Annotated in this window: 24 protein-coding genes; 11 read left to right on the forward strand and 13 right to left on the reverse strand. The window is 76.9% G+C overall.

The window, feature by feature from the left end:
• Nucleotides 1-25 precede the first annotated feature (25 nt).
• Nucleotides 26-304, forward strand: a complete 279-nt coding sequence (locus tag ACI79F_RS20715; protein WP_456543054.1) for a DUF4031 domain-containing protein — start codon at nucleotides 26-28, stop codon at nucleotides 302-304.
• Here the strand turns inward: ACI79F_RS20715 and ACI79F_RS20720 are convergent.
• Together ACI79F_RS20720 and ACI79F_RS20725 are read right to left on the reverse strand one after the other, a co-directional pair.
• Nucleotides 243-902, reverse strand: coding sequence for an HD domain-containing protein (locus tag ACI79F_RS20720; RefSeq protein ID WP_456543333.1), 660 nt, complete (start codon nucleotides 900-902; stop codon nucleotides 243-245). The genes ACI79F_RS20715 and ACI79F_RS20720 overlap by 62 nt on opposite strands.
• Entirely contained in the window at nucleotides 902-2,173 is a 1,272-nt protein-coding gene (locus ACI79F_RS20725; protein WP_456543053.1) for an ArgE/DapE family deacylase, read from the reverse strand. Before ACI79F_RS20725 ends, ACI79F_RS20720 begins: the two co-directional genes overlap by 1 nt.
• A gap of 76 nt (nucleotides 2,174-2,249) precedes the next feature.
• On the opposite strand from ACI79F_RS20725, the gene ACI79F_RS20730 reads away from it, so the two are divergent.
• The 3 genes from ACI79F_RS20730 to ACI79F_RS20740 all read left to right on the forward strand — a co-directional run bounded on the left by ACI79F_RS20730 (nucleotide 2,250) and on the right by ACI79F_RS20740 (nucleotide 6,606).
• Entirely contained in the window at nucleotides 2,250-3,110 is an 861-nt protein-coding gene (locus tag ACI79F_RS20730) for a phospholipid scramblase-related protein (RefSeq protein ID WP_456543052.1), read from the forward strand.
• 329 nt (nucleotides 3,111-3,439) lie between these two features.
• On the forward strand, nucleotides 3,440-3,574 hold the full coding sequence (locus ACI79F_RS20735; protein WP_456543051.1) for a hypothetical protein: 135 nt from the start codon (nucleotides 3,440-3,442) through the stop codon (nucleotides 3,572-3,574).
• Between the two features lie 38 nt (nucleotides 3,575-3,612).
• A complete protein-coding gene (locus ACI79F_RS20740) occupies nucleotides 3,613-6,606 on the forward strand; it encodes a helix-turn-helix transcriptional regulator (RefSeq protein WP_456543332.1) in 2,994 nt (997 codons plus the stop codon).
• A 164-nt stretch (nucleotides 6,607-6,770) separates the two neighbouring features.
• Here ACI79F_RS20740 and ACI79F_RS20745 read toward each other — a convergent pair whose 3' ends face one another.
• Complete coding sequence (locus tag ACI79F_RS20745) at nucleotides 6,771-8,546, reverse strand: DEAD/DEAH box helicase (RefSeq protein ID WP_456543050.1); 1,776 nt, start codon at nucleotides 8,544-8,546, stop codon at nucleotides 6,771-6,773.
• Between the two features lie 204 nt (nucleotides 8,547-8,750).
• Nucleotides 8,751-9,035, reverse strand: a complete 285-nt coding sequence (locus tag ACI79F_RS20750) for a hypothetical protein (protein ID WP_456543049.1) — start codon at nucleotides 9,033-9,035, stop codon at nucleotides 8,751-8,753.
• Between the two features lie 222 nt (nucleotides 9,036-9,257).
• Here ACI79F_RS20750 and ACI79F_RS20755 point away from each other — a divergent pair, with 222 nt between their 5' ends.
• The gene (locus ACI79F_RS20755; protein ID WP_456543048.1) at nucleotides 9,258-10,475 is read left to right on the forward strand and encodes an aminotransferase-like domain-containing protein; all 1,218 of its coding nucleotides are present in this window, start codon (nucleotides 9,258-9,260) and stop codon (nucleotides 10,473-10,475) included.
• Here the strand turns inward: ACI79F_RS20755 and ACI79F_RS20760 are convergent.
• The 4 genes from ACI79F_RS20760 to ACI79F_RS20775 all read right to left on the reverse strand — a co-directional run bounded on the left by ACI79F_RS20760 (nucleotide 10,450) and on the right by ACI79F_RS20775 (nucleotide 15,647).
• Entirely contained in the window at nucleotides 10,450-10,992 is a 543-nt protein-coding gene (locus tag ACI79F_RS20760; RefSeq protein ID WP_456543047.1) for an N-acetyltransferase family protein, read from the reverse strand. The two genes, ACI79F_RS20755 and ACI79F_RS20760, sit on opposite strands and share 26 nt — an antisense overlap.
• 63 nt (nucleotides 10,993-11,055) lie before the next feature.
• Nucleotides 11,056-12,741: a DNA repair helicase XPB gene (locus ACI79F_RS20765; RefSeq protein ID WP_456543046.1), complete on the reverse strand. Its 1,686-nt coding sequence runs from the start codon at nucleotides 12,739-12,741 to the stop codon at nucleotides 11,056-11,058.
• A 168-nt stretch (nucleotides 12,742-12,909) separates the two neighbouring features.
• Nucleotides 12,910-13,362, reverse strand: coding sequence for a PaaI family thioesterase (locus ACI79F_RS20770; RefSeq protein ID WP_456543045.1), 453 nt, complete (start codon nucleotides 13,360-13,362; stop codon nucleotides 12,910-12,912).
• Complete coding sequence (locus ACI79F_RS20775; protein ID WP_456543044.1) at nucleotides 13,359-15,647, reverse strand: helicase C-terminal domain-containing protein; 2,289 nt, start codon at nucleotides 15,645-15,647, stop codon at nucleotides 13,359-13,361. The genes ACI79F_RS20770 and ACI79F_RS20775 overlap by 4 nt, the downstream gene beginning before the upstream one ends.
• A 35-nt stretch (nucleotides 15,648-15,682) precedes the next feature.
• Between ACI79F_RS20775 and ACI79F_RS20780 the strand changes: the two genes are divergently transcribed.
• Nucleotides 15,683-16,201, forward strand: a complete 519-nt coding sequence (locus ACI79F_RS20780; protein ID WP_456543043.1) for a hypothetical protein — start codon at nucleotides 15,683-15,685, stop codon at nucleotides 16,199-16,201.
• A gap of 98 nt (nucleotides 16,202-16,299) precedes the next feature.
• Complete coding sequence (locus ACI79F_RS20785; protein ID WP_456543042.1) at nucleotides 16,300-16,530, forward strand: hypothetical protein; 231 nt, start codon at nucleotides 16,300-16,302, stop codon at nucleotides 16,528-16,530.
• A gap of 14 nt (nucleotides 16,531-16,544) precedes the next feature.
• On the opposite strand, the gene ACI79F_RS20790 is transcribed toward ACI79F_RS20785, so the two are convergent.
• Nucleotides 16,545-16,859, reverse strand: coding sequence for a hypothetical protein (locus tag ACI79F_RS20790; RefSeq protein WP_456543041.1), 315 nt, complete (start codon nucleotides 16,857-16,859; stop codon nucleotides 16,545-16,547).
• Nucleotides 16,860-16,906: 47 nt separating this feature from the next.
• Nucleotides 16,907-17,674 carry an endonuclease/exonuclease/phosphatase family protein gene (locus ACI79F_RS20795; protein ID WP_456543040.1) on the reverse strand — a complete coding sequence of 256 codons (768 nt, stop codon included), beginning with the start codon at nucleotides 17,672-17,674 and terminating at the stop codon, nucleotides 16,907-16,909.
• A gap of 72 nt (nucleotides 17,675-17,746) precedes the next feature.
• On the opposite strand from ACI79F_RS20795, the gene ACI79F_RS20800 reads away from it, so the two are divergent.
• Both ACI79F_RS20800 and ACI79F_RS20805 read left to right on the forward strand, forming a co-directional pair.
• Nucleotides 17,747-18,313, forward strand: coding sequence for a hypothetical protein (locus ACI79F_RS20800; RefSeq protein ID WP_456543039.1), 567 nt, complete (start codon nucleotides 17,747-17,749; stop codon nucleotides 18,311-18,313).
• A gap of 143 nt (nucleotides 18,314-18,456) precedes the next feature.
• Complete coding sequence (locus ACI79F_RS20805) at nucleotides 18,457-18,852, forward strand: cold-shock protein (RefSeq protein ID WP_425330367.1); 396 nt, start codon at nucleotides 18,457-18,459, stop codon at nucleotides 18,850-18,852.
• Between the two features lie 3 nt (nucleotides 18,853-18,855).
• Here the strand turns inward: ACI79F_RS20805 and ACI79F_RS20810 are convergent, their stop codons facing one another.
• Both ACI79F_RS20810 and ACI79F_RS20815 read right to left on the reverse strand, forming a co-directional pair.
• A complete protein-coding gene (locus tag ACI79F_RS20810; RefSeq protein WP_456543038.1) occupies nucleotides 18,856-19,311 on the reverse strand; it encodes a DUF2771 family protein in 456 nt (151 codons plus the stop codon).
• Complete coding sequence (locus ACI79F_RS20815) at nucleotides 19,299-21,260, reverse strand: MFS transporter (RefSeq protein WP_456543037.1); 1,962 nt, start codon at nucleotides 21,258-21,260, stop codon at nucleotides 19,299-19,301. Before ACI79F_RS20815 ends, ACI79F_RS20810 begins: the two co-directional genes overlap by 13 nt.
• Before the next feature lie 94 nt (nucleotides 21,261-21,354).
• Between ACI79F_RS20815 and ACI79F_RS20820 the strand changes: the two genes are divergently transcribed.
• Nucleotides 21,355-22,122 carry a DUF3027 domain-containing protein gene (locus ACI79F_RS20820; RefSeq protein ID WP_456543036.1) on the forward strand — a complete coding sequence of 256 codons (768 nt, stop codon included), beginning with the start codon at nucleotides 21,355-21,357 and terminating at the stop codon, nucleotides 22,120-22,122.
• A gap of 9 nt (nucleotides 22,123-22,131) precedes the next feature.
• Here ACI79F_RS20820 and ACI79F_RS20825 read toward each other — a convergent pair whose 3' ends face one another.
• A complete protein-coding gene (locus ACI79F_RS20825) occupies nucleotides 22,132-22,353 on the reverse strand; it encodes a DUF2530 domain-containing protein (protein WP_456543035.1) in 222 nt (73 codons plus the stop codon).
• Nucleotides 22,354-22,450: 97 nt separating this feature from the next.
• Here ACI79F_RS20825 and ACI79F_RS20830 point away from each other — a divergent pair, with 97 nt between their 5' ends.
• Entirely contained in the window at nucleotides 22,451-23,959 is a 1,509-nt protein-coding gene (locus ACI79F_RS20830) for an NCS2 family permease (protein ID WP_456543034.1), read from the forward strand.
• Nucleotides 23,960-24,006 lie beyond the last annotated feature (47 nt).

Below are 24,006 nucleotides of genomic sequence, written 5' to 3' on the forward strand. Positions count from 1 at the left end.
AGCCGCCGCCCGGCAGACTCGTGCCGTGGCCGTGCTGATCGACAGTCCCGTCTGGCCGTGGCGCGGCCGACGGTGGTCGCACCTGGTCAGCGACGTCTCCTACGAGGAGCTGCACGGCTTCGTCGCCGCCGAGCTCGGCATCCCGCGGCGGGCGTTCCAGGGCGACCACTACGACGTCCCCGAGGAGCTCTTCGAGCACGCGGTCGCCGCCGGCGCCCAGCCGGTGGGGTCGCGGGAGCTGCTCAGCCGGCTGGCGGCGGCGGGTCTGCGGCGGAAGAAGCCGCGCGCGCCCGCAGCAGGCTGAGCTCGGCGGTCAGGTTGGCCCGCGCCCGCGGCGTCCACTCCGCCGCCACCGCCGGCAGCCGGAACAGGGTCGGCAGGCCCAGCAGGTGCTCCAGCACGGCGATCCGCCCCGCGGTGAACTCCGCGTCGGACAGGTGGCCGTACTCCTCCCGGACCGCGGAGGCGTACGTGGCGTAGGCGGCCGGCGGGCCGGCCAGCACCGCGAGGTCGGCGTCGCAGAGGACGGCGCCGTTCGCGTCGCCGGGGCCGGCGTCGTGCCCGGCGGTGAGCAGCACCAGCCGCACCACCTCCTCGACCCGCTCGGCGGGCACCAGCCCGCGCAGCCCGGCCCGGGCCCGCTCGGCGCTGACCGCCTCGTTGTCGCCGCGGCGGGGGTCGTAGACGACGTCGTGGTACCAGGCGGCGAGCCGGACGGCGGCGGGGTCGTCGGCGGCCTCCTCGAGCTCGCCGACGATGCCGAGGACGGCGGCCAGGTGGGCCAGGTCGTGGTACCGCCGGTGCGGCTGCCCCCAGGCGTCGACGACGGCGGCCCACTCGGTGCGCGAGGTCGCCGAGTCACCGGCCAGCGCCGCCCAGGCCCCGAAGCCGACCAGCTCCATCACGCCACCCCGCAGCGGCGCAGGACCAGCAGCGCGAAGGCCCGCGCGGCGGTGACCACCTCGGCCAGCGGCACCCGCTCGGCCGGGCCGTGCGCCAGGTGCAGGTCGCCGGGGCCGAAGTGCAGCGTCGGGATGCCGGCGGCGGCGTAGAGCCGCAGGTCCGTGCCGGCGGCCACCGCCCGCTCCGGCGCGGGACCGGCGCCCGCGTCGGCCAGCGCCGCCCGGACCTCCGGCAGCAGCGGGGAGCCGGGGGTGAGCTCGCCGCTGGCGAAGGAGCCACCGGTCCACTCCACCCGCACCGGGTGGCCGGCCAGCCACCGGTGGCCGGCGCAGAACGCGGCCACGCGGTCCTCCAGGGCCTGCCGCGCCGCCACGACCGGCTCGCCGAGCCGCACCCCGTAGCGCCCCTCGGCGACGAGCAGGTCGGGCACCGAGCTGGCCCAGTCGCCGGCGCGGACCGTGCCGATGGACAGCCCGAACGGGTAGCGCGCCTCGCCGAACCGCGGGTCGGCGCCCCGCTGGCGCTCGGCCTCGAACGCCCGCAGGTCGGCGTGCACCTCGGCGAACAGCTCGACCGCGCTGACCCCGCGATCGCGGTGCGCGGCGTGCGCGGCCAGGCCGGGGACCCGCAGCCGGAAGGTGAGCGCGCCCGCGGCGGCGGTGACGACCGCGCCGGCGGTGGGCTCGGGGATCACGCAGGCGTCGCCGCGGTGCCCGCGCGCGAGGGTCGCCCAGGCGCCGAGACCGCCGTCCTCCTCGCCGACGACGGCGTGCAGCGCCACCGGCCGGGCCAGCCGGACGCCCGCCGTCCGGATCGCCGCCAGCGCGGCCAGCGCCGACACCAGCCCGCCCTTCATGTCGCAGGCGCCGCGGCCGTGCAGGGCGCCGTCGGCCACTCGGGCGACGAACGGGTCGCCGGCCCACTGCGCGCGGTCTCCGGGCGGGACGACGTCGGTGTGCCCGCAGAGCACCAGCGCCGGGACGCCGTCGTCGGCCGCCGGCAGCGTGCCGACGACGCCCCACGCCTCCTCGCGGACCACCTCCTGGCCCGGCGCGTCCGGGGCGGCCGCGGCGGCAACCAGGTCGATCGGCCAGCGGTCGACGTCGCAGCCCAGCCCGTCCAGCCAGTCGCCGACCAGGTGCTGCACCTCGACCTCCGCGGCGGTGCCGCCGATCGACGGGACGGCGACCAGGCGGGCCAGCCGGTCGGTGGCCCAGGCCGCATCGACGGCGGACAGGACGCGGGCCTCGGCGGCGGTCGGGTCGGCCACGCCGCGGAGTCTGGCACGCGCCCGACCGGCGAGCCGCGGGGCGCCGTCACCGACCCGGGGCGTTAGCTTGCCGGGCGTGACGCAACCCCCTCCGCCTCCCGGCTGGTACCCCGACCCCGGCGGCAGCGGCGGCATGCGCTGGTGGGACGGCCAGGGCTGGACCGAGCACCTCCAGCAGCAGGCCCCGCCGCCGCCCCCGCCGGCCCCGGCTCCTCCGACCCCACCTCCGGTCGCGGCGACCCCGCCGCCTCCGCCGCCCCCGGTGCAGCAGGCGCCGGTCCAGCACGCGCCCGCGCAGCAGCACGCCCCGGCGCAGCAGCAGGTGCCGGTCGGCCGCGGCCCGTCGCTGTACGACCAGCCCGTCCTGGTGGTGAACCAGAAGACGAAGCTGATCGAGCTGACCAACGAGTACGCGGTCCTCGACGCCCAGGGCCAGCAGGTCGGCGCCGTCGTCCAGGTCGGGCAGAGCGGGCTGAAGAAGGCGGCGCGGTTCGTCTCCAGCCTCGACCAGTTCATGACCCACCGGCTCGAGGTCCGGGACGCGACCGGCGTGGTCCTCGTGCTGACCCGCCCCGCCAAGTTCGTCAAGTCGCGGGTGCTGGTCGAGCGGCCCGACGGGTCGCCGGTCGGCGAGATCGTCCAGGGCAACGTGTTCGGCAGGATCCGCTTCGACATGGTCGCGGGCGGGCAGGTCGTCGGCGCGATCCAGGGCGAGAACTGGCGCGCGTGGGACTTCGCCGTCCTGGACGCGGCGGGCACCGAGATCGCCCGGATCACCAAGAACTGGGAGGGCCTGGCCCGCACCATGTTCACCACGGCCGACAAGTACGTCGTCCAGGTGCACTACAAGCTGCCCGAGCCGCTGGCCAGCATGGTCATCGCCTCGGCGCTGACCGTGGACACCGCGCTCAAGCAGGACGCCCGCGGATTCGGCTGAACCGGCGCACCGGCGCGCGTCGAGGGGTAGCCTCGGTGGTGTCCGGGCCGGGCGATCTGTGTCCCCGGGTGCCAATTGGATACCGCCTTCACGGACTACCGCCCCGACCTCGGTCGGGGGCCTGGAGCCGCGTCGTGCAACTCGCCGCGAGGCGACCAGAGCCCGGTCCGGACCCTGACCGAGCACCGGCTGAGGCCCCTCAGGAACCCACCTGAGGGGCCTCAGCCGTCCCGGGGCCGGCAGGACTGCCCGACCTGCCGATGCCGCGCCGGCCCCCTCAGTACGACCGTCGTCCCCGTCAAGGACGAGACGACGACGAGGAGCCGGTCGTGTACAGCGCCTATCCCAACCCCGGACTCGAGGCCGAGCTGGCCTACCGCCACGAGCTGCTCAGCGCCCTGGGCCGCGGCACCCGCACCCGCCGCAACCCGTGGCTGTCCCGGCGGCGCCGGCGGGCCGGCTGACCACCGTCGCGCCCGGGCCGTCGGTGGCCCGTGCCACGATGCCGGGCGTGCCGCAGTGGGAGGACCGTCCGCTGGTCGGCCGGGACCCCGAGCTGGCCCGGCTGCTGGCGTCGGTCGACCGGGCCGTCGCCGGCCACGGCAGCGCCGTCCTGCTGGCCGGCGACGCCGGCGTCGGCAAGACCCGGCTGCTCGACGAGCTGTGCGCCCGCGCCACCGCCCGCGGGGTGCGGGTGCTGACCGGGCACTGCGTCGACCTCGGCGACGTCGGGCTGCCCTACCTGCCGTTCGTCGACCTGCTCCGCCCGGTCGCCGGCGACCCGGCCACCACCGGGCAGCCGGCGCTGGAGGGGCTGCTCGCCGGCCGCACCGCCGGGCCGCCGCCCGAGCCCCCGGCCGGTGACGCCGCCGACCTCGGGCGCCCGCTGCCCAGCCGGGCCATCCGCATCCCGGCGGACGACGGCCGGCTGCAGCTGTTCGAGTCGGTCGCCGGCCTGCTGGCCGGGCTCGCCGCGGAGGCGCCGCTGCTGCTCGTCGTCGAGGACCTGCACTGGGCCGACCGCTCCAGCCGCGACCTGCTGCGCTACCTGCTGGCCCGCCTCGGCGAGGAACCGGTGGCGGTGGTGGCCTCCTACCGCGCCGACGACCTGCACCGCCGGCATCCGCTGCGGCCGCTGCTCGCCGAGCTGGTCCGGCTGCCCGGGGTGGAGCGGCTGGAGCTGACCCCGCTGCCCGACCCCGCGGTCGGGCAGCTCGTCCGCGACCTCGCCGCGGGCGTGCCGGAGGCGACGGTCGACGACGTGGTGGCCCGCGCGGAGGGCAACGCCTTCTACGCGCAGGAGCTGCTCGCCGCCGGGCTGGCGGGGGAGAGCCTGCCGCTGGGCCTCACCGACGTGCTGCTCGCCCGCGTGGAGCGGCTCGCGCCCCCGGCCCAGCAGGTGCTGCGCGCGGCGGCGGTGGCCGGGCGGCAGGTCCGGCACGAGCTGGTCGCCGCCGTCTCCGCCCTGTCGCCGGCCGACCTGGAGCCGGCGCTGGCCGAGGCGGTGCACTCGCACCTGCTCGTGGTCTCGCCCGACGGCCGCTACCGCTTCCGGCACGCGCTGCTGCGCGAGGCGGTGCTCGCCGACCTGCTCCCGGGGGAACGGGTGCGGCTGCACGCGGCCGTCGCCGCCCACCTGGCCGCCGACCCCGCCGCCGGCACGGCCGCGGAGCGGGCCCACCACGCGCGGGAGAGCAACGACCTGCCGACCGCGCTGACCGCCTCCCTGGACGCGGCGGCCGACGCCGCCCGGGTCGGGGCGCCCGCCGAGCAGCTGCAGCACCTGGAGGCCGCGCTCACCCTCTGGCCGGCCGTGCCGGACGCCGCCGCCCGCGCCGGCCGCGACCACCCCGTGCTGCTGCTGGAGGCGGCGGCCGCGGCGCGCGCGGGCGGCGAGGTGCACCGGGCCGTGGCCTTCCTGCACGCCGCGCGGGAGCTGCTCGGCCCCGACGGCGACCGCGCCACGCTGGCGCGGGTCCACTACACGCTGGCGCAGGCGCTGGGCCGCATCGAGGACCAGGCCGCCGCGCACCGGGAGAGCACGCGGGCGATGGAGCTGGTCCCGGCGTCCCCGCCCTCGCCGGCCCGGGCCTGGGCCGCGGCCACGCACGCGCGCACCGCCTACGACCTGGCCCGGTGGGCCGAGGGCGACGCCGCCGCCGAGGAGGCCCTCGCCGCCGCCGACGCGCTGGGGCTGGACAGCGCGTGGGCCGACACCGCGGTGACCCTGGCCCGCGCCCGCGGCGGGTCGACGGCCGTCATCGCGGCGCGGCTCGAGGAGGCCCTCGCGCGCGCCCGCCGCTCCGGGGACCGCGACGTCGAGATGCGGGTGCTGTTCAACCTCGCCGTCGTCCCGTACGAGGCGGGCGACGTGGCCGGCGCGCTGCCCTGGATCGACACGGCCCTGACCCGCGCCGAGGACCTCGGCCTGCCGTGGACCTTCTACGCCGCCGAGCTGCGGCACCTGGGCGTGGTGGCCCGCTACGTCTCCGGGGACTGGGACGGCAGCCTGGCGCTGGCCGAGCGGCTGGCCCGGGTGCCGGAGATGGCGGCGCACGTGCGCGCCGCCGGCCTGCTGGTGCAGGTCGGCCGCGGCGACCCCGCCGCCGCCGAGCGGGTGGCCTGGGCGCGCGGGCTCTCCGCCCGGCTCGAGGCGCACGTGCTGCTCATGCTCGCCACGGCGGGGGCGGCGATCGACCTGGCGGCGTGGGCGGGCGACGCCGAGGCCGCGGCGAGCGAGGCCGAGACGGCGGAGCGGCAGCTCGGCCTCCTGTGGCGCGACGACAGGCTCGCCGCCGTCCGGCTCGTGGCCACCGCGCTCTCCCCGGTCGCGGACGCCGCCGCCGCCGCGCGGGCCGCGGGGGACGCCGACGCGGAACGCCGGTGGGTGACCCGCGGCGAGGGGCTGGTGGCGCGGGCCCGGTCCGCGGTGGCCGACCACCTCCGCGCCATCGGCGGGTACGGGGCCGAGGGCGCGGCCTGGGTGGCACGGGTGGACGCCGAGGAGGCCCGGCTGCAGGGGCGGACGGACCCCGAGCTGTGGCGCGCCGCCGTCCGCGCCTTCGACTACGGCCACGTCTACGAGCGGGCCCGGGGCAACCGGCGGCTGGCCGAGGCGCTGCTGGCCACCGGGGACCGCGACGGGGCCCGCGAGGCGCTGCAGGAGGCCGCCGACGTCGCCGTGCGGCTGGGCGCGGAGCCGCTGCGCGAGGCGGTGGCGGCGCTGGCCCGGCGGGGCCGGCTCGCCGTCGAGCTGCCCGGCCTCGGCCGGGTCCCGGACGCCGCGGCGGTGTTCACCCCGCGCGAGCTGGAGGTGCTCGGGCTGCTGGCCCGCGGCCGGACCAACCGGCAGATCGGCACCGAGCTCTACATCAGCGAGAAGACGGCCAGCGTGCACGTCAGCAACATCCTGGCCAAGCTCGGTGCGGGCAGCCGCACCGAGGCCGTCGCCCTGGCCGCCGCCCGCGGCCTGCTGCCCGAGGCCTCCGCCGGCTGAGCCGCCCGGCCGAGCCCGCGGCTCCTGCGGTGTTTCTCGCCCTCGTGCGGTGCTGCACACCGCAGGGGCACGCAGAACACCGCAGAAGCCGCCCATTGCGGGTCCATCTCGTGCTCTACGGGTCCTGCAGCACCCGCAGAGCGCGGGTTCGACCCGCAACGGCGTCACAACATGGTGCGGAGGCGTTCCCGGCGGGCGCGGAGGACGTCGACCGACGCGGACGCCGACGGCGGCCCGGGCACGTGCTGGCGCAGCTGCGTGTGCACCACCGCGTGCGGGGTCGAGGTCTTCGCCGACACCCGGCTGACCAGGCGGTTGATCTCGCGGCGCAGCTCGGCGGCGTCCCGCCAGGAGCGGCCGGCGTCGTCCTCGTCGGGGTGGTCCTCCACGATCATGAAGTCGCCGTCGTCGGCGCGGTGGCTCTGCGCGACGCGCAGCCGCAGCTCGTCGTCCCGCTTGGCGAGCAGCTCGGCGGTCTGCTCGGCGGTCAGCAGGCCGGGGATGCCGAGGAAGTCCTCGTCCTCCGCCGCGACCGCGACCCCGCCCGAGCCCCCGCCGGTGTGCGCCGTCCCGCCGTGCAGCACGTGCGCGAACCGGGCGTCGGCCTCCAGCGCCTCCCACTGCTTCATCTCGCCCTCGCGCGGCTCCCGCGGGGGCAGGTCGAGCGCCTCCAGCTCCTCGTCGGGCTGGCTCTTGGGCGGCGGCATGACGTGGTTGCGCTGCTCCTCCATGGTGGCGGCCAGCGACAGCAGCGGCCGCACCGCGGGGAGGAACACCGTCGCCGACTCGTGGGCGGCGCGGGCGCGGACCACGCGGCCGACGGCCTGGGCGAAGAACAGCGGCGTCCGGTAGGAGGTCATCCAGGCCAGGACGGCGGCGCGGGGCACGTCGACGCCCTCGGAGATCATGCGGACGCAGACGGCGATCCGGGCCGATCCGGTGGCGAAGCGCTCGATCTTCTTCGACGCCTTGGGGTCGTCGGAGAGGATCAGCTCCGGGGCCTTGCCGGTGACCCGCTTGACGATGCGGGCGTAGGCGCGGGCGTCGTCCTGGTCGCTGGCGAGGATGAGCCCGGCGGCGTCGGGCATGCCGCCCTCCTCGCGCAGGTGCGTGATCCGGTCGTCCATCGCGGCGATGACGTGCGGCACCCACTGGCCCTTGGGGTCCAGGGCGGTGCGCCAGGCCTGCATCTCCACGGACTTTGTGCCGGCCTCGGTGAGCGAGGCGGCGACGACCTCGCCGGCGGAGTTCCGCCAGCGGGCGGTGCCGGTGTAGGCGGCGAAGACGACCGGGCGGACGACGTTGTCGGCCAGCGCCTCCTTGTAGCCGTAGGTGTAGTCGGCGCGGCTGACCAGACCGCCGGCCTCGCCCTCGAAGGTGTCCTCCTCGTAGCGGACGAAGGGGATGCGCTCGTCGGGCTTGGTGCGGAACGGCGTCCCGGTCAGGCACAGCCGGCGCGCGGCCATGCCGTAGGCCTCCTCGATCGCCTCGCCCCAGGAGAGCCCGTCGCCGGCGTGGTGCACCTCGTCGAGGATGACCAGGGACTTCACGGCGGTGGCCCGGGCGGCGTGCAGCATCGGCTTGCCGGCGACCTGCGCGTACGTCGTCACGTAGCCCTGGGTGCCGGCGCGCACCGGGCCGACGGCGTTGGTCAGGTTCGGGTCCAGCACGATGCCCATCGCGTCGGCGGCCTCGGCCCACTGCAGGCGCAGGTGGTCGGTCGGCGCGACGACGACGACGCGGGCGACCTCGCGCCGCGACAGCAGCCGGGCGGCCAGCGTCAGCGCGAAGGTGGTCTTCCCGGCGCCCGGCGTCGCGGTGACGAGGAAGTCCTTGGGGGACTGCTCCTCGTACTGGCCGAGCGCGGCCTGCTGCCACGCCCGGAGCGGTCGGCTGGTCCTCTGCGGGGCGACCGCCTCCGCACGTGCTGCACTCCCCATGTCGGGGTCCATCCTGCCGTCCGCGGAGGAGACACGCCCAACCACCCGGCGCTTGCGCGCCGCCCCGCGGACGACGTATGGGGAGCCCCCGACGCCTCGCTGACCTGGTCCTTCGGCAGTCGGCCCGACGTGCGTGTGGCGAGCGTCATGCCGCGGCCGGACCGGTCCGTCCCGCCCCGCCGGTCCCGCCGTCCCCAGCCGTCGCTAGCGCTCCTGGCCGACCACGCGGAGGTCGGGGCGCGTCTCGATCCCGGCCCGCGGGTCGGGCACCGGCGGCAGCCCGGCCGCCCGGCGCAGCCGCGCCTCCGGGACGTCGAGGGCGCGGGCGAGCGGCCGCGCGAGGTCGGCGGAGACGAACACCCGGCCGCCGCGGGTGATCAGCTCGAACACCTCGGTCGGGATCTCCCAGCGGGACCGCCGGGACGCCTGCACGGGGGAGCAGTCGAGCTCCCACAGGCGGCGGCGCACGAGGTCCGGGACATCGGCCACCACGGAAGGCTACGGCCGCCGCGGCGGCCCGGCACCTCGAGCGCCGGCCGCCGCGTCCCCCGGGCGGGAAGTGGCTGGTCCGGGGCGGGACGCCGGCGCTACCCTCGGCGGCGAGCTCCTCGACCAGGCAGCCCGCCCGGTGCGTCGACGCGGCAGGGACACCACCCGCCGCCGTCCGCGCCGCCTCCCTCCGTCCGCCGAGGTCCCGCGCAGGAGCCGTCCGTGTCCGCCGTCGTCCCCGCCCGTCCCACGCCCGCCCTCGCCGCCCGGCTGCGCGGCGTCGCCAGCTCGCCGGTGCGCGAGCTGCTCGCCCTGCTGGACCGGCCGGAGGTGATCTCCTTCGCCGGCGGGCTGCCCGCCCCCGAGCTGTTCGACGCCGACGGGCTGCGCGCGGCCTTCGCGGCGGCGCTGGACGGCGACCGCGCCCGCCGCAGCCTGCAGTACGCGCCCACCGAGGGCGATCCGCGGCTGCGGGCCCTGGTCGCCGAGCGGCTGACCGCCCGGGGCCTGCCGACCACCGCGGGCGACCTGCTCGTCACCACCGGCTCGCAGCAGGCGCTCACGCTGGTCGCGGCCGCCCTGCTCGACCCGGGCGCCGTCGTCGCGGTCGAGGAGCCGACGTACCTGGCCGCGCTGCAGTGCTTCACCCTCGCCGGCGCGCGGGTGGTCCCGGTCCGCAGCGACGAGGACGGCATCGACCCCGACGCGCTGGCCGACGTCGTCGCCCGCGAGCGGCCGGCACTGCTCTACCTGGTGCCCACCTTCGCCAACCCCACCGGCCGGACCCTGCCCGCGCACCGGCGGGCCGCCGTCGCGGAGATCGCCGCCGCGGCCGGGCTGTGGGTGGTGGAGGACGACCCGTACGGCGAGCTGCGCTACCGCGGGACGGCGGAGCGCCCGCTGGCCGCCGAGCCGGCGGGGGAGGACCGGGTGCTGTACCTGGGCAGCTTCTCCAAGATCGCCGCGCCGGGGCTGCGGATCGGCTGGCTGCGCGCCCCCGCGGGCCTGCTGCCCGCGCTGACGGTGGCCAAGCAGGCGGCCGACCTGCACACCTCCACCGTCGACCAGGCCGCGGCCGCCGCGTGGCTGGCCGCCACCGACGTCGAGGCGCACGTGGCCCGGCTGTGCGCCGCCTACGTCGAGCGGCGCGACGCGATGGTGGCCGCCCTGCCGGCGACGCTGCCGGCCGGCAGCACGTGGAGCGACCCGGACGGCGGCATGTTCACGTGGGTGCGGCTGCCCGGCGGCGTGGACACCGCGGCGCTGCTGACCGCGGCCGTGCGCGCCGACGTCGCCTTCGTGCCGGGTGCGCCGTTCTTCGCCGGCGAGCCGGACCGGGCGACGCTGCGGATGTCGTTCACCACGAACACCGCGGAGCGGATCGCCGAGGGGATGGCCCGGCTGGCCGCGGTGCTCAGGGGAGCGGCCGCACGAAGCTGACCCGGTCCAGGCCGGGCCCGTCGTAGTCGCTGTGCACCGGGACGCCGCCGGCCTCCCGGTCGCCCGGCTCCAGGGCGAAGCCCATCCGGGTGTGGAAGGCGACCGAGCCGCGGTTGTCCGGGCCGGTGATGCAGCGGACCTCCCGGGCGCCGCGGGCGCTCATGGCGGCGAAGAAGGCCTCGTACAGCCGCCGGCCCAGGCCGCTGCCCTGCGTCGCGGGGTCCACGCCGACGAAGTGGACGTAGGCGACCGGCGCGTCCGGGGACAGGAAGCCCACGAGGAAGGCCACCACGCGCCCGTCGGCGTCCTCCACCAGCGTGCTCGTGCCGGTGAAGTGCTGGAAGAACAGCCGGGGGAGCAGCAGCGCGCGCTGCAGGTCGCCGGAGTCGCCGCCGAGGTGGCCCCACCAGTCGGCCAGCACGGCCTGCACGCGGGCGTGGTCGGCCTCGACCGGGCGCCGCGCGGTGAGCCCCTCGGGCACGGCGAGCAGCTCCACCGGGTCGGTCGTCGTCGTCACGCCGGCGACCCCACCACCCCACCGGTGACCCCGTCCACCGGGTTGCCCGGCGGGGCCCCGTCCTCAGTCGGCGGGCTCGTCCACCCAGTCGGGGCCGTTGACCTCGCCGGGGCCGGCCAGGTCGTCGGCGTCGACGATCGTGTACGCGTAGCCCTGCTCGGCCAGGAACCGCTGCCGGTGCGCCGCGTACTCGGCGTCGAGCGTGTCGCGGCTGACCACCGTGTAGAAGTGCGCCTGCCGGCCGTCGGCCTTGGGGCGCAGCACCCGCCCGAGCCGCTGGGCCTCCTCCTGCCGCGAGCCGAACGTCCCCGACACCTGGACGGCGACGGCAGCCTCGGGCAGGTCGATGGAGAAGTTGGCGACCTTGGAGACGACGAGCGTCCGGATCTCCCCGGCGCGGAAGGCGTCGAAGAGCTTCTCCCGCTCGCGGTTGGTCGTCGAGCCCTGGATGACCGGGGCGTCCAGCGCGCGGCCCAGCTCCTCGAGCTGGTCGAGGTAGGCGCCGATCACCAGCTTCTGCTCGTCGGGGTGCCGGTCGAGCACGCGGCGGATCACCGGCAGCTTGGACGACGCGGTGGCCGCGATCCGGTACCGCTCCTCGGGCTCGGCGACGGCGTAGGTCATCCGCTCCTCGTCGTCGAGCGCGACCCGGACCTCGATGCACTCGGCCGGCGCGATGTAGCCCTGCGCCTCGATGTCGCGCCAGGGGGCGTCGTAGCGCTTGGGGCCGATGAGCGAGAAGACGTCGTCCTCCCGGCCGTCCTCGCGGACCAGCGTGGCCGTCAGGCCCAGCCGGCGGCGGGACTGCAGGTCGGCGGTCAGCCGGAAGATCGGCGCCGGCAGCAGGTGTACCTCGTCGTAGACGATCAGGCCCCAGTCCTGCGCGTCGAACAGGTCCAGGTGCCGGTACTCGCCCTTCCGGCGGGTGGTGATCACCTGGTAGGTCGCGATGGTGACCGGGCGGATCTCCTTGCGCTCGCCGGAGTACTCGCCGATCTCCTCCTCGGTGAGCGAGGTGCGGGCGATCAGCTCGCGCTTCCACTGCCGGCCGGCGACCGTGTTGGTCACCAGGATCAGCGTGGTCGCCTTCGCCTCGGCCATCGCCGCGGCGCCCACCAGCGTCTTGCCGGCGCCGCAGGGGAGGACGACGACGCCCGAGCCGCCGGCCCAGAAGCCCTCGACCGCCTCGGCCTGGTAGTCGCGCAGCTGCCAGCCGCTCTGGTCCAGCTCGATCGGGTGCGCCTGCCCGTCGACGTAGCCGGCGAGGTCCTCGGCCGGCCAGCCGACCTTCAGCAGCGCCTGCTTGAGCCGGCCCCGCTCGGAGGGGTGGACGACCACCGTGTCGGTGTCGATGCGGGCGCCGAGCATGGGCGCCACCCGCTTGCTCCGGACGACCTCCTCGAGCACCGCGCGGTCCGAGGAGGTCAGCACCAGCCCGTGCACCGGGTTGTTGACCAGCGTCAGCCGGCCGAAGCGGTCCATCGTGTCGGCGACGTCGACCAGCAGCGCGTGCGGCACCGGGTAGCGCGAGTAGCGCACCAGCGCGTCGACGACCTGCTCGGCGTCGTGCCCGGCGGCGCGGGCGTTCCACAGCGCGAGCGGGGTGACCCGGTAGGTGTGCACGTGCTCCGGCGAGCGCTCGAGCTCGGCGAAGGGGGCGATCGCCGCCCGGCACTCCTTGGCCAGCGGGTGGTCGACCTCGAGCAGCAGCGTCTTGTCCGACTGGACGATCAGGGGGCCGTCACTCACGCGGGGCAGTCCTTCGATCGGGGATGGCGGCGCAGCGGTCGCGCCGGACTACCCAAGGTAACGCCGGGGAGCGACAGCGCCTTCCGGGCGCGGAGGAGGATCAGTAAGGACCCCCTCGCCCCCCACCTCTCGCTCCGCTCGCGTCGGGCCCCTGCGAGGGGGCCGGGGTCAGGTGCGGGGGCGCCAGCGCTTCCAGTGCGCGACGGCGGTGGCGCGGGGCTTGCCGTCCCAGTGCAGCCGGACGTCGACGGTCATCTCCGCCTCGCCGGCCGCGGTGACGACGGCGAGCAGCGACACCGGCTCGGTCAGCGGCGCCGGGCGCAGGTAGCGCACGTCCAGGCCGGCGGTGACGTACGCCAGCGCGGCGCCCGGCAGCGGCCCCCAGCCGCGCACGTCGGCCTCGTGCATCACCGCGGCCGCGCTGTGGCAGTCCAGGACCGTCGAGATGATCCCGCCGTTGAGGTAGCCCAGGCCGTTGTCGTGCTCGGGCCACGGCGTGAACTCCGCGACCACGCCGTCCGTGCCGGGGTAGCTGTGCAGCCGCAGCCCCCGCGGGTTGGCGTGCCCGCAGCCGAAGCAGGTCAGCGACGGGTACAGCCGCTCCTGGATGCTCGCGGTCACGGCGCCGCCTCCTCGTCGTCCACCAGCGCCACCGAGGTGATCCGGTGGACGGCGAAGGTCCGGGACTCGCCGCGCCGCTCGTCGAAGGCCTGCAGGAACCCGCCGCCCAGCGACACCGGCTGCACGATCCGCTGGCTGCCGCTGCCCTGCGCGTCGACGTAGCCCAGCCACACCGGCAGCCCCGCGCGCACGGCCCGCGACAGCAGCTCCAGGGTGCCGGCGGTGGTCACCCCGGGGACCTGGCGCACCGCCTCGCCGCGGCGGGCCGACAGCGCGGCGTCGCCGGCCCGGATCTCCCGCACGGTCGCGGCCAGCTCGGCCTCGGTGAGCGGGCGCGGGGCGGCCGTGGTCGCCGTGGAGTGCTTGCGGCCCAGCGCCCGCGGCCGGGCCGGCGGCCGGGTGAGGACGGCGCCGCCGGCGGACTCGCCCGCCGGCGCGTAGCCGGCCTCGCGCAGCACGCCGAGCACCTCGTCCGCGCCCAGCCCGCTGACCAGCACGCCGGGCGCGAGGCGGCGCAGCTCGGCCGCGGCGGTGCGCCGGTCGCTGAGCAGCTGGGCGAGCAGCCCGTGGTCGTCGGAGCGCACGTAGCTCTCGATCGAGCCGACGCGGACCCGGCCGTGCTGGCGGGCGACGTCGTCGACGAGGTAGTCCAGCCCCTGCGGCACCGGCGTGCGGGAGGCGCGGGCGAAGAACTCGTGCAGGTCGGTGGCCGACCAGCCGGAGTCCAGCGCCCGCCGCACGCTGCCCTCGGAGACCCGGAACACGGTGGCGCCGCCGGAGGACTCCACGTCGGCGACCACCGCGAGGGTGTCGGCCAGCTCGGCGACCAGCGGGCCGGGCGCGATCAGCGACAGGTCGGGCTGGGCCAGCACGTGGTCGACCGGCTCGGGCAGCAGGCCGCGCATGCCGTCGGCGGCGCCGTCCTCCCCGGCGGTGAGCAGCCCGCGCCCGCCGGTGGAGAGCACCCCGCCGACGACGACGCCGAGCCGGGTGGCCTCCTCGAGCATGCCGGGGACCGGGGCCAGCCGGTCCGCCCGACGCGGCGTGCGCCAGCGCAGCAGCTCCACCAGCTGGTCCGGCGCCAGGCCGGAGCCGGGCGGGTACTCGGCCAGCGCCGCGAGCGCGCCCCGCCGGATGCCGGCGGCGGTGTGCCGCACCAGGTCGGGGGACAGGGCGTTGACCGCCTTGCCGGCCACGTCGCGCTGCCCGACCAGCGAGGGCAGTCGCGGGCTGTCCAGCCAGCCGCCGGTCAGCACGGCCCAGCGGGCGGCGAGGTCCTGCTCGCGCCACACGTCGTAGGCGCGGGTGGGCAGCCACTCGTCGCGGTGCGGCCCGCCCACGTCGAGCAGCCCGGCGGCGTGCGCGAGCTCCAGCAGCCAGCCGGCGTCGGCCTCGTCCACGTGCAGCGTGCGGGCGATCCGCTTCTGGTCGCGGACGGCGACCCCGCCGCTACGCAGCAGGCCCGCCGGCTCCTCCTCCAGCAGCGTCAGCAGCTCGCCGACGCGGCCGATCGTCTCCAGCGCGGCCCCGGCGGCCCGGCGGTCCAGCGTCGCGACGTCCCGGGTGACGACCTCCGGCTCCGGCCGCAGCCGCGGCGGGCCGTAGGGGCGGTCGCCGCGCAGCAGCAGGCCGACCTCGCGGGGCAGCTCCACGTTGAGCGCGTCGATGCGGGCCAGCAGCCCGCGCTGCAGCAGCCGCCGGGCGGGGGTGGCCGGGGCGCCGGCGGCGTCGGGCAGGTGGCCGACCGGGCGGCTGCCGGCGAGGCGCTCGAGCACCTCGCGCTCGTCCGGCGCGAGCTCGCCTAGGGCGGCGGGCAGGTCGGCCGGCGGGTTCAGCCGCAGCTCGGTCGCCCGCCGGCCCAGCCCGGCCGGGTACCGGACGGCGCGGCGGACCGGGTCCGGGGCGTGCAGGACGTCGTCGCCCCACAGCAGCGCCCGCGTGGTCAGCGTCTCGAGCGCGCCGGTGAGCACCTCCTCGGGGACCTCGGGGAGGGCGCCGAAGAGGTCGGCCGCCTCCACGCCGTCGGTCGGGGCCAGCAGGACGACGTCGAGCACCTGCAGCGTCGCGGCGTCCAGCTCGTCGAGGGCGCGGTCCACCGACACCGGCACCGCCAGCCGGCTGGCCAGGGCCACGACGTCGGAGGGGGCGGGCCGGGCGACGTCCGGGCGGGCCGCCAGCAGCGCCGCGATCTGCGTGTCGCTGCGGGTGCGCAGCCAGCCGGCGAGCGTGGCCGGGCGGCCGGGGGCCTGCGCGGGGCTCGCCCCGGGATCGGAGTCGGCGGACATCCGGTCCACGGTACGGCGCCTGCGACGATGGCCGCGTGCAGCCGGCCGCCGACGACCCCGCGACCGTCGCCGCCCTCGCCGCCTACCGCGGCGGCGCGCTGCGCTGGATCGCCGGGGGCGTGCTGGCCGCCGTGCTCGCGGTGCTCGTCGGGATGGCCGTGGCGGCCGTCGCCGACGACACCGGCCGGCGGGTGCCGGTGGTCGGGCTGGCCGTCGTCGCGCTGCTGCTGGTGGCCCCGGCGGCGGTCGTCGTCGGGGTCGGCTCGCTGCTGCGCGCCCGCCGCTGGGCCGTCGCGCTGGCGACCACGCCGTGGCGGCCCGGCGTGCTGCGGGCCGGCGGCCCGGCGGTGCTCGCGTTCGAGCCGCTGGGCGGCGACACCGACGAGACGGTGCGCTGGCAGCTGGAGAGCACGACCATCTGGCGCGCGCGGCTGGTGCAGCAGCTGGACGGCGCGGACGTGCGGGCGGTGCCGGTGGGCGGCGGCGAGTGGGTGTTCACCGCCGACGGGCTGGGCACCCTCTTCGGGGCGCGGGAACCCCGCCGTCGGCGCTGACCTCCAACCGGGTGGTGTCGCGTGCACCGGCGGCGGGCGGTTCGGCGAGAATGGCCGCAAGGGCGCACCCCGCGTGCGCACACGACCTCGGAGGCGACATGGCGAAGCGCAACCCCAAGCAGGCCCACCTGGTGGAACCCACCTGGGGGCAGTCGGACGACGACGGCCCGCCGGTGACCGAGCTGACCACGTCGGTGGCCGGGGGGCTCTCCCCGTTCGGCGAGGACCACAGCTTCCCGCTGCCGGCCGACCGGCTGCGCTACGCCCACCCCACCGACAAGCCGAACCGGGCCGGCCTGATGGCCGGGGAGACCCGCAAGCGGCGCTGAAGCGGGGCGGCTGGTCAGCCGGCCTTCGTCGTGGAGGCCGGCGCCAGCCGCACGAGCAGCTTCGACAGCACGCTGCCCACGACCACCCACACCAGCGCGGCGATCGCCGCGTTGACGGTCTCCGGGACGCGGCTGTCGCCGGTGGTCGTGAACAGGTCCACCGTGAACCAGCCGAAGTCCTCCCGGACCGTGGTCGCGAAGTCGACCAGCGAGTTGGCCGGGTTGGCCTTGAAGAACCAGAACACCGCGTGCAGCAGGATGACCGCTCCGATGAGGGAGCAGACCACCCGCACCACGGTGGCGACGACGGACAGTGCTCGGGCGGCCATGGCGACGATGATCGCGCAGGTCACACGGTCGCGCGACTCCTCGCCGGTCAGCCCACCCGGCAGTCGACGGCCAGCGCCCGGTGGTCCGACAGCGGCAGGCGTACCGCCTCGGCGGGGCCGGCGGCGCTGATCGGCCCGCGGGCAAGCAGGTGGTCCAGCTGCCGCGTGGGCGCGTCGGCGGGGAACGTCGCCGCCGACGCGAGCGGCCGCAGCCGGCTGACCCGGGCGGCCTGCCGCGGCTCCATGTTCAGGTCGCCCATGAGCACCAGGGGCTCCCGGGTGCCGGCCAGCGAGCGCATGAGCCGGCCGAGCTGGAACACGTGCCACCCGGGCACGAACGACAGGTGGGTGTTGGCCACGGTGAGGTGCCCGGCCGGCCCCTCGAGGACGGCGGCGACGGCGACCCGCGGCTCGTCCCCGACCACCCGCGGCCTGCGGTCGCCCTTGAACCAGACGGGCACCCGCGTGGTCAGCGCGGGCAGCCGCACCACCCGCCAGGACACCACCGGCAGCCGGGACAGCAACGCGATGCCGTAGCTGGCCGACCCCGGCTGCTCGTCGCCGGTGGCCGCCATCCAGGTGCCGCCCGGGGTGCCGGCCAGCGCCGCCACGAACTGGTGGTCGGTGGCGCCCATGGCCTCGGCCGCCACCGCGGTGAGGTCGGCGTTCAGCGAGCGCGGTTGGTCCCGGTCGACCTCCTGCAGCCCGAGGACGTCGGCGTCCAGGGCCTTGACCGCCGCCGCCAGGCGGTCGCAGTCGACGCGGCCGTCGGCGAGGGAGCGGCCGTGCAGGATGTTGAACGTCGCGATGCGCACGGGATCTCCCATGCCCCGGGTGAGCCGCTCCCTACCGTGCGTGCGCCGGGCGCGAGCGGGTAGCAGGGCCAGGTGCAGCCCGACGACCGCGAAGAGATCCGCGACCTGCTCAAGCGCACCGCCGTGGCCCTGAAGGAGGGCGGGGTGCCCTTCGCCCTGTGCGGCGGCTACGCGGCCTGGGTCCGCGGCGCCCCCGAGCCCGACCACGACGCCGACTTCCTCGTGCCCGCCGCGGAGTCCGAGCGGGCCGCCAAGGTGCTGGCCGAGGCCGGGCTCGAGGTCGCCGACCCGGCGGAGGACTGGCTGACCAAGGTCGTCCAGGGCAACTCGTTCGTCGACGTCCTGTGGCGGGTGTGCGGCGCCCCGGTGGAGACCGACCTCATCGACCGGGCCGAGGACAAGCCGGTGCTGTCGGTGCACATGCCGGTCCTGGCCGCCACCGACATCGTCGTCACCAAGCTGATGGCGCTGGACGAGCACTACTGCGACTTCGCCCGGATGCTGCCGGTGGCCCGGGCGCTGCGCGAGCAGGTCGACTGGGAGCGGGTCCGGCGCGACACCGCGGGCAACGACTTCGCCGTCGTCTTCCTCGTCCTGCTCGACCGGCTGGGCATCGTGGACGTGCCCGGCGGCGACTGACGACGGCGGCGCGGCGACGTCCGCCGGGAACGGTGTCCGCGCTCGGGGGCCCGGCCGACTAACCTGGGCGGTGAGCGGCCGCGTGTGCCGCGCCGTCCCCCGGCGACCCGCCGGACCGACCGCGACGTGACTGAGGGATCGACGTGCCCACCGGCAGAGTGAAGTGGTTCAACCCGGAGAAGGGCTTCGGCTTCCTCTCCCGCGAGGACGGCCCCGACGTCTTCGTGCACCGGGACGCCCTGCCCGCGGGCACCGAGGAGCTCAAGCCGGGCCAGCGCGTGGAGTTCGGCATCGTCGCCGGCCGCCGCGGCGACCAGGCGCTGCAGGTCCGCGTCCTGGACCCGCTGCCGTCGGTGACCGCCGCCCACGCCGCGGCGACCCGCAAGAAGCCCGACGAGCTCGTGCCGATCATCGAGGACCTGATCAAGCTCCTCGACGACGTCTCCGAGGGGCTGCGCCACGGCCGGCACCCCGACCGGGCGCACGCCCGCAAGGTCGGCACGGTGCTCCGCGCGGTCGCCACCGACCTGGAGCACTGAGCCTCACTCGGCGCGGATGAAGCCGACCGGCCAGGCGCCGGAGAAGCCGTCGCAGTCGGTGTCGGAGTCCTCGACGACCACCAGGTAGAACGCCGCCGGGACGACGTCGGAGGTGTTGATCCCGTCGAAGCTGGCGCGCCCGGCGTCGACGTCGACCTCGCCGAGCTGCTCCTCCAGCCGGTCGTCGAAGACCTGCACGCTCCAGCCGCGCTCGGCCACGGCGTCGGCGACGGTCAGGGTGATGGCCGCGTCGGCGGAGACCTCGATGACCGGCGGCTGCACCGAGGTGTACCGCTGGCCCTCGCCGTCCAGGCAGTACTGCGTCGGGGCGACCTCGACGTCCTGCGGCCCGACGGTGACCTGCACCGACGGGGGGCCGTCCGGCTCGTCCTCGCCGCAGCCGGCCAGCACGACCAGCAGGGCCGCGACCCCGGCCCCCGCCCGCCTCAGGACGCCCACTCCCCGGCCGGGGCGGGCGGCCGCTGCCGCTGCCGGCCCCACAGCACCACCCCGACGGCGAGCACCAGCAGCGCGGCGGCGACGGTGAACCCGAGCCAGCCGATCGGCGGCAGTGCGATGCCGAGCGCGCCGCCGACCACCCAGGCCAGCTGCAGCATGGTCTCCGAGCGCGCGAACGCCGACGCCCGCAGCGAGTCGGGGACCTCCCGCTGGATGATCGCGTCCAGCGAGACCTTGCCCAGCGCGTTGGCCACGGCCGAGACGCCGGCGACCACGGCCGCCATCGCGAAGCCGTAGAAGATCGCGGCCAGCACCGTGATCGCGGCCGCGGCGCCGGCGGAGACCAGCACCATCCGGTCGGGGCTGACCGTGTGCAGCCGCGAGCCCACCGCCGTGCCCAGCACGCTGCCCACGCCGGCCGCGGCGGCGATGCCGCCCAGCGCCAGCGTCGCCTCCCAGCCGTCGGCGGTCGCCTGCACCAGGAACGCCGAGAAGATCGTGAGGAACCCGCCCAGCCCGCGCAGCGCCGAGTTGGCCCGCAGCGCGACGACGACGTGCGGGCTCACCTGCCGGCGCCGCCTGCCGACCGCCTCCTGCGGGGTGGTGGTGAGCACGTCGGCGGGCTGCTCGCCGGCTGGGACGTCGACGTGCGCGGGCAGCCGGACGGCCAGCACCCCGGCCACCGTGAAGACGACGGCGGTCAGCCACAGCTCGGGCGGGAACCCGAACGCCCAGGAGACGCCGGCCGCGATGCCGCCGAACACGCCCGCGGTGACCAGCCCGAACACCGACGTCCGCGAGTTCGCGCTGGTCAGCGACATGGCCCCGGGCAGCACCCGGGGCAGCACGGCCGCGCGCAGCACGTTGTGCGCCTTGGACAGCACGAGCACGCCGAGCGCCGCGGGGTAGAGGACGAGGTCGTCGAAGTGGGCCGCCATGACCAGCGCGAGCACCGCGCGGCCGATCGAGCAGGCGCCCATGGCCCACCGGCGGCCGCGCTGCAGCCGGTCCAGCAGCGGGCCGATCACCGGGGCGACGACGGCGAACGGCGCCATGGTGACCAGCAGGTAGAGCGCGACGTTGCTGCGCTGCGCGTCGGTCGTGGCGGCGAAGAACAAGGTGCCGGCCAGCGAGACGGCGATCATCGCGTCGCCGGCGGCGTGCAGGGCGTTGGTCCACAGCAGGTGGGTGAGGCCGCTCTCGGCGGCGCCGTCGGCCCGGCTGGCCGCCTTGACCCGGCGCACCGCGGCGCCGGTCAGCTCGCGGGAGCGGGCGACCGCCACCCGGGTCACCGTCGTGCGCTGCCCGGGCAGGCCGGCCGGCTCGGTGGCGGCGTCGGCCGGCTCCTCCGGCAGCACCGTCGTCTCCGCCGCCGGGTCCTGCTCCGGCCAGGAGGGCGGCTGCTGCGCCGGGTACCAGGCCCCCGGCGGGTACGGGCCCGGCGGGTGGGGTCCCGGCGGGTAGGCCGCGGGCGGGTAGGCCGCGGGCGGGTACCCCGCCGGCGGGTAGGCAGCGGGCGGGTATGCAGCGGGCGGGTAGGCCGCCGGCGGGTAGCCGCCGGCCGGGTGGGCACCCGGCTGGCCGGGCACCGGCGGGGAGCCGCCGGCGCCGTACGGCGCCGCAGCGGGCGGGCCCGCGTACGGCGACGGGGCGTACGGCGACGCGGCGTACGGCCCGCCCGGGCCGTACGCCGGCGGGTACGCGCCGGGCTGGGCGGACGGGTGCGCCGGCGGCGCGGGCGGCGGCTGGTACGCCGGGGCGGCCGGGGCCGGCACCCGCGTCGCCGGGCCGGTCGGCGCGTCGTCCGGGCCGGTGCCGGCCGCCGGCATCGGCCGGGTCGCCGACCGCGGCCGCTCCACCGGGGTGGTGTCCAGGCTCCCGGTCACCGGCGGCGCCGACCGGCGGCGCAGGACGCCGCGGCGCGGGCCGGGGACGGGGGAGTCGGGCACCACCCCATGGTGCCGCACGCTGCTGATCAGGCGGGGAAGGCGTGAGCGGTGCCGCTCACGCACCCTCCCGGGGAGCGTGCGCGACAATGGCGCCGTGCCCGACACCGCGCCCTCCCCGCTGGCCGCCGCCGTCGACCTCGCCCGCGCCGCGGCGGAGGAGACCGCCGGCGACCCCGCCGTCGTCGGCGAGCACCTCGCGGCCACCCCCGAGCCCGGCGCGGACCCGGCCCTGGGCGAGGCCCTGACCCACTCCTTCGCCAGCACCCTTCCCGGCTACGTCGGCTGGTACTGGGCGGTCACCCTCGCCCGCGTGGCCGGGGAGGAGGCCGTCACCGTCGACGAGGTGGTGCTGCTGCCCGGCGACCAGGCGCTGCTCGCACCCGCCTGGGTGCCGTGGCACGAGCGGCTGCGGCCCGGCGACCTCTCCGTCGGCGACGTGCTGCCCTCCACCGAGGACGACCCGCGGCTCGTGCCCGCCTACGCCGTCGAGGACGACGCCGCCGACGACCCCGAGGCCCGCGCGGTCGCCGCCGAGATCGGCCTGGGCCGCGAGCGGGTGATGTCGCGGCAGGGGCGCGCGGAGGCGCTGGCCCGCTGGGACGGCGGCGACTTCGGGCCGCGGTCGTCGATGGCCCGGCACGCCCCCGGCCACTGCGGCACGTGCGGGTTCTTCCTGCCGCTGGCGGGCTCCCTGCGCAGCGCGCTCGGCGCCTGCGGCAACGCCTACGCGCCGGCCGACGGGCACGTCGTCACCGTCGACTACGGCTGCGGCGCGCACAGCCAGGCGACGCTCGTCGTCCAGGAGGCCACCGAGGTCGTCAACACCGCCCGCTACGACACCGCCGACTTCGACCTCCTGTGACGGCTCCGCTCAGTCCCGGCGGCCCAGCTGGCCCTGCCAGCGCATGATGCCCAGGCCGATCGCGGCCAGGGCGATGCCGGCCACGCACGTCCAGGTCCACACCCGGTCGACGCGGTCGCCGAGCAGCAGCACCACGACCAGCGCCACCGCCCACAGCGCCGTCCCGGCGAGGACGACGCGGGCGGTGTCGACCCGCAGCGGGGGAGGGGCCTGCTTGGTCGGTCCGGGCACGCCCCGACCCTAGGCGTCACACGGCCGTGATCTCCCCGCACCCGGCGGGTGGCTACTCTGTCGCCGCCCGACCGGCAGTTCCCACGGGGAGAGCGTCATGCCCGAGAAGTCCCGCCCCGCCACCGGCGCCACCCCCGCGGACGCCTCCGCGGCCGCGCCGGCGACCCCGCCCCGCCGCAGCGAGGGCCCGCGGGTCCGGCCGCGCAACGGCCTGGACCGCTACTTCGAGATCAGCGCGCGGCGGTCGACCGTCACCCGCGAGGTCCGCGGCGGCCTGACGACGTTCTTCACGATGGCCTACATCGTGGTGCTCAACCCGATCATCCTGTCCGGCGCGGACGTCGACGGGACGACGCTGCCGTTCGGGTCGGTCGCCGCCGTCACCGCGCTGATCGCCGGGGCCATGACGATCCTCATGGGCGTCGTCGGCCGGTACCCGTTCGCGCTGGCCACAGGCCTGGGCATCAACGCCATCGTCGGCGTCTACGCCGCCACGCAGCTCACCTGGCCGGAGATCATGGGCCTGGTCGTGCTCGAGGGCCTGCTCATCACGGTGCTGGTGCTCACCGGCTTCCGGAAGGCCGTCTTCGAGGCCATCCCGTCGCAGCTCAAGACGGCCATCGCCGTCGGCATCGGCTTCTTCCTCACCATCATCGGGCTGGCCGACGCCGGGGTGATCCGACCCGGCAGCCCGCTGATCAGCTTCGGCGTCGGCGGCGAGCTGGCCGGCTGGCCGCTGCTGGTCTTCGTCGTCGGCCTGCTGCTCATGGCCGTCCTCGTCGTCCGCAAGGTCAAGGGCGCGCTGCTCATCGGCATCGTGGCGACGACGCTGCTGGCGATCGTCGTCGAGGCGATCGCCGACATCGGCCCGCGCTTCACCGACGACGGCGAGAACGCGCGCGGCTGGGCGCTGCAGGTGCCCGAGCTGCCCGACGACGTCGTCAGCAGCCCCGACCTCTCCCTGGTCGGCAACTTCTCCCTGTTCGGCGGCTTCGAGCGGATCGGCATCATCGCCGCCCTGCTCATCGTCTTCTCGATCATGATCGCCGACTTCTTCGACACCGTCGGCACGGTCACCGCCGTCGGCGCCGAGGGCGACCTGCTCGACGAGCGGGGCAACCTGCCGAAGTCCCAGCCGGTCCTGCTCGTCGACTCGCTGGCCGCCGCCGCGGGTGGCGCGGGCAGCGTCTCGTCGAACACGACCTACATCGAGAGCACCGCCGGTGTCGCCGACGGCGCCCGCACCGGCCTGGCCAGCGTCGTCACCGGCGTGCTGTTCCTGGTCGCGATGTTCTTCACCCCGCTGGTCGAGATGGTCCCCTCGGAGGCCGCCGCGCCCGCGCTGGTGATCGTCGGCGCGCTGATGATCACGCAGATCCGGAACCTCGCCTGGGACGACATGTCCCTGGTCATCCCGGCGTTCCTGACCATCGCGCTGATGCCGTTCACCTACTCCATCACCAACGGCATCGGCGCCGGCGTGATCAGCTTCGTCCTGCTGCGCCTGGCGGTCGGCCGGCGGCGCGACATCCACCCGCTGATGTGGGTCATCGCCGTCGTCTTCCTCGTGTACTTCGCGCTCGACCCGATCCAGCAGCTGGTCTGAGCGGGCAGGCCCCGGGCCGACCCGGCCCGAGGCAGGACGATCGTTAG

It is taken from the genome of Blastococcus sp. SYSU D00868 (assembly GCF_054050575.1).

Excerpts from the sequence above, each read along its gene's own strand:
- ACI79F_RS20720 (WP_456543333.1), bottom strand. The coding sequence starts at position 902 with ATGGAGCTGGTCGGCTTCGGGGCCTGGGCGGCGCTGGCCGGTGACTCG.
- ACI79F_RS20740 (WP_456543332.1), top strand. The coding sequence starts at position 3,613 with ATGCCGGGCGTGCCGCAGTGGGAGGACCGTCCGCTGGTCGGCCGGGAC.
- ACI79F_RS20745 (WP_456543050.1), bottom strand. The coding sequence starts at position 8,546 with ATGGGGAGTGCAGCACGTGCGGAGGCGGTCGCCCCGCAGAGGACCAGC.
- ACI79F_RS20775 (WP_456543044.1), bottom strand. The coding sequence starts at position 15,647 with ATGTCCGCCGACTCCGATCCCGGGGCGAGCCCCGCGCAGGCCCCCGGC.
- ACI79F_RS20785 (WP_456543042.1), top strand. The coding sequence starts at position 16,300 with ATGGCGAAGCGCAACCCCAAGCAGGCCCACCTGGTGGAACCCACCTGG.
- ACI79F_RS20790 (WP_456543041.1), bottom strand. The coding sequence starts at position 16,859 with ATGGCCGCCCGAGCACTGTCCGTCGTCGCCACCGTGGTGCGGGTGGTC.
- ACI79F_RS20830 (WP_456543034.1), top strand. The coding sequence starts at position 22,451 with ATGCCCGAGAAGTCCCGCCCCGCCACCGGCGCCACCCCCGCGGACGCC.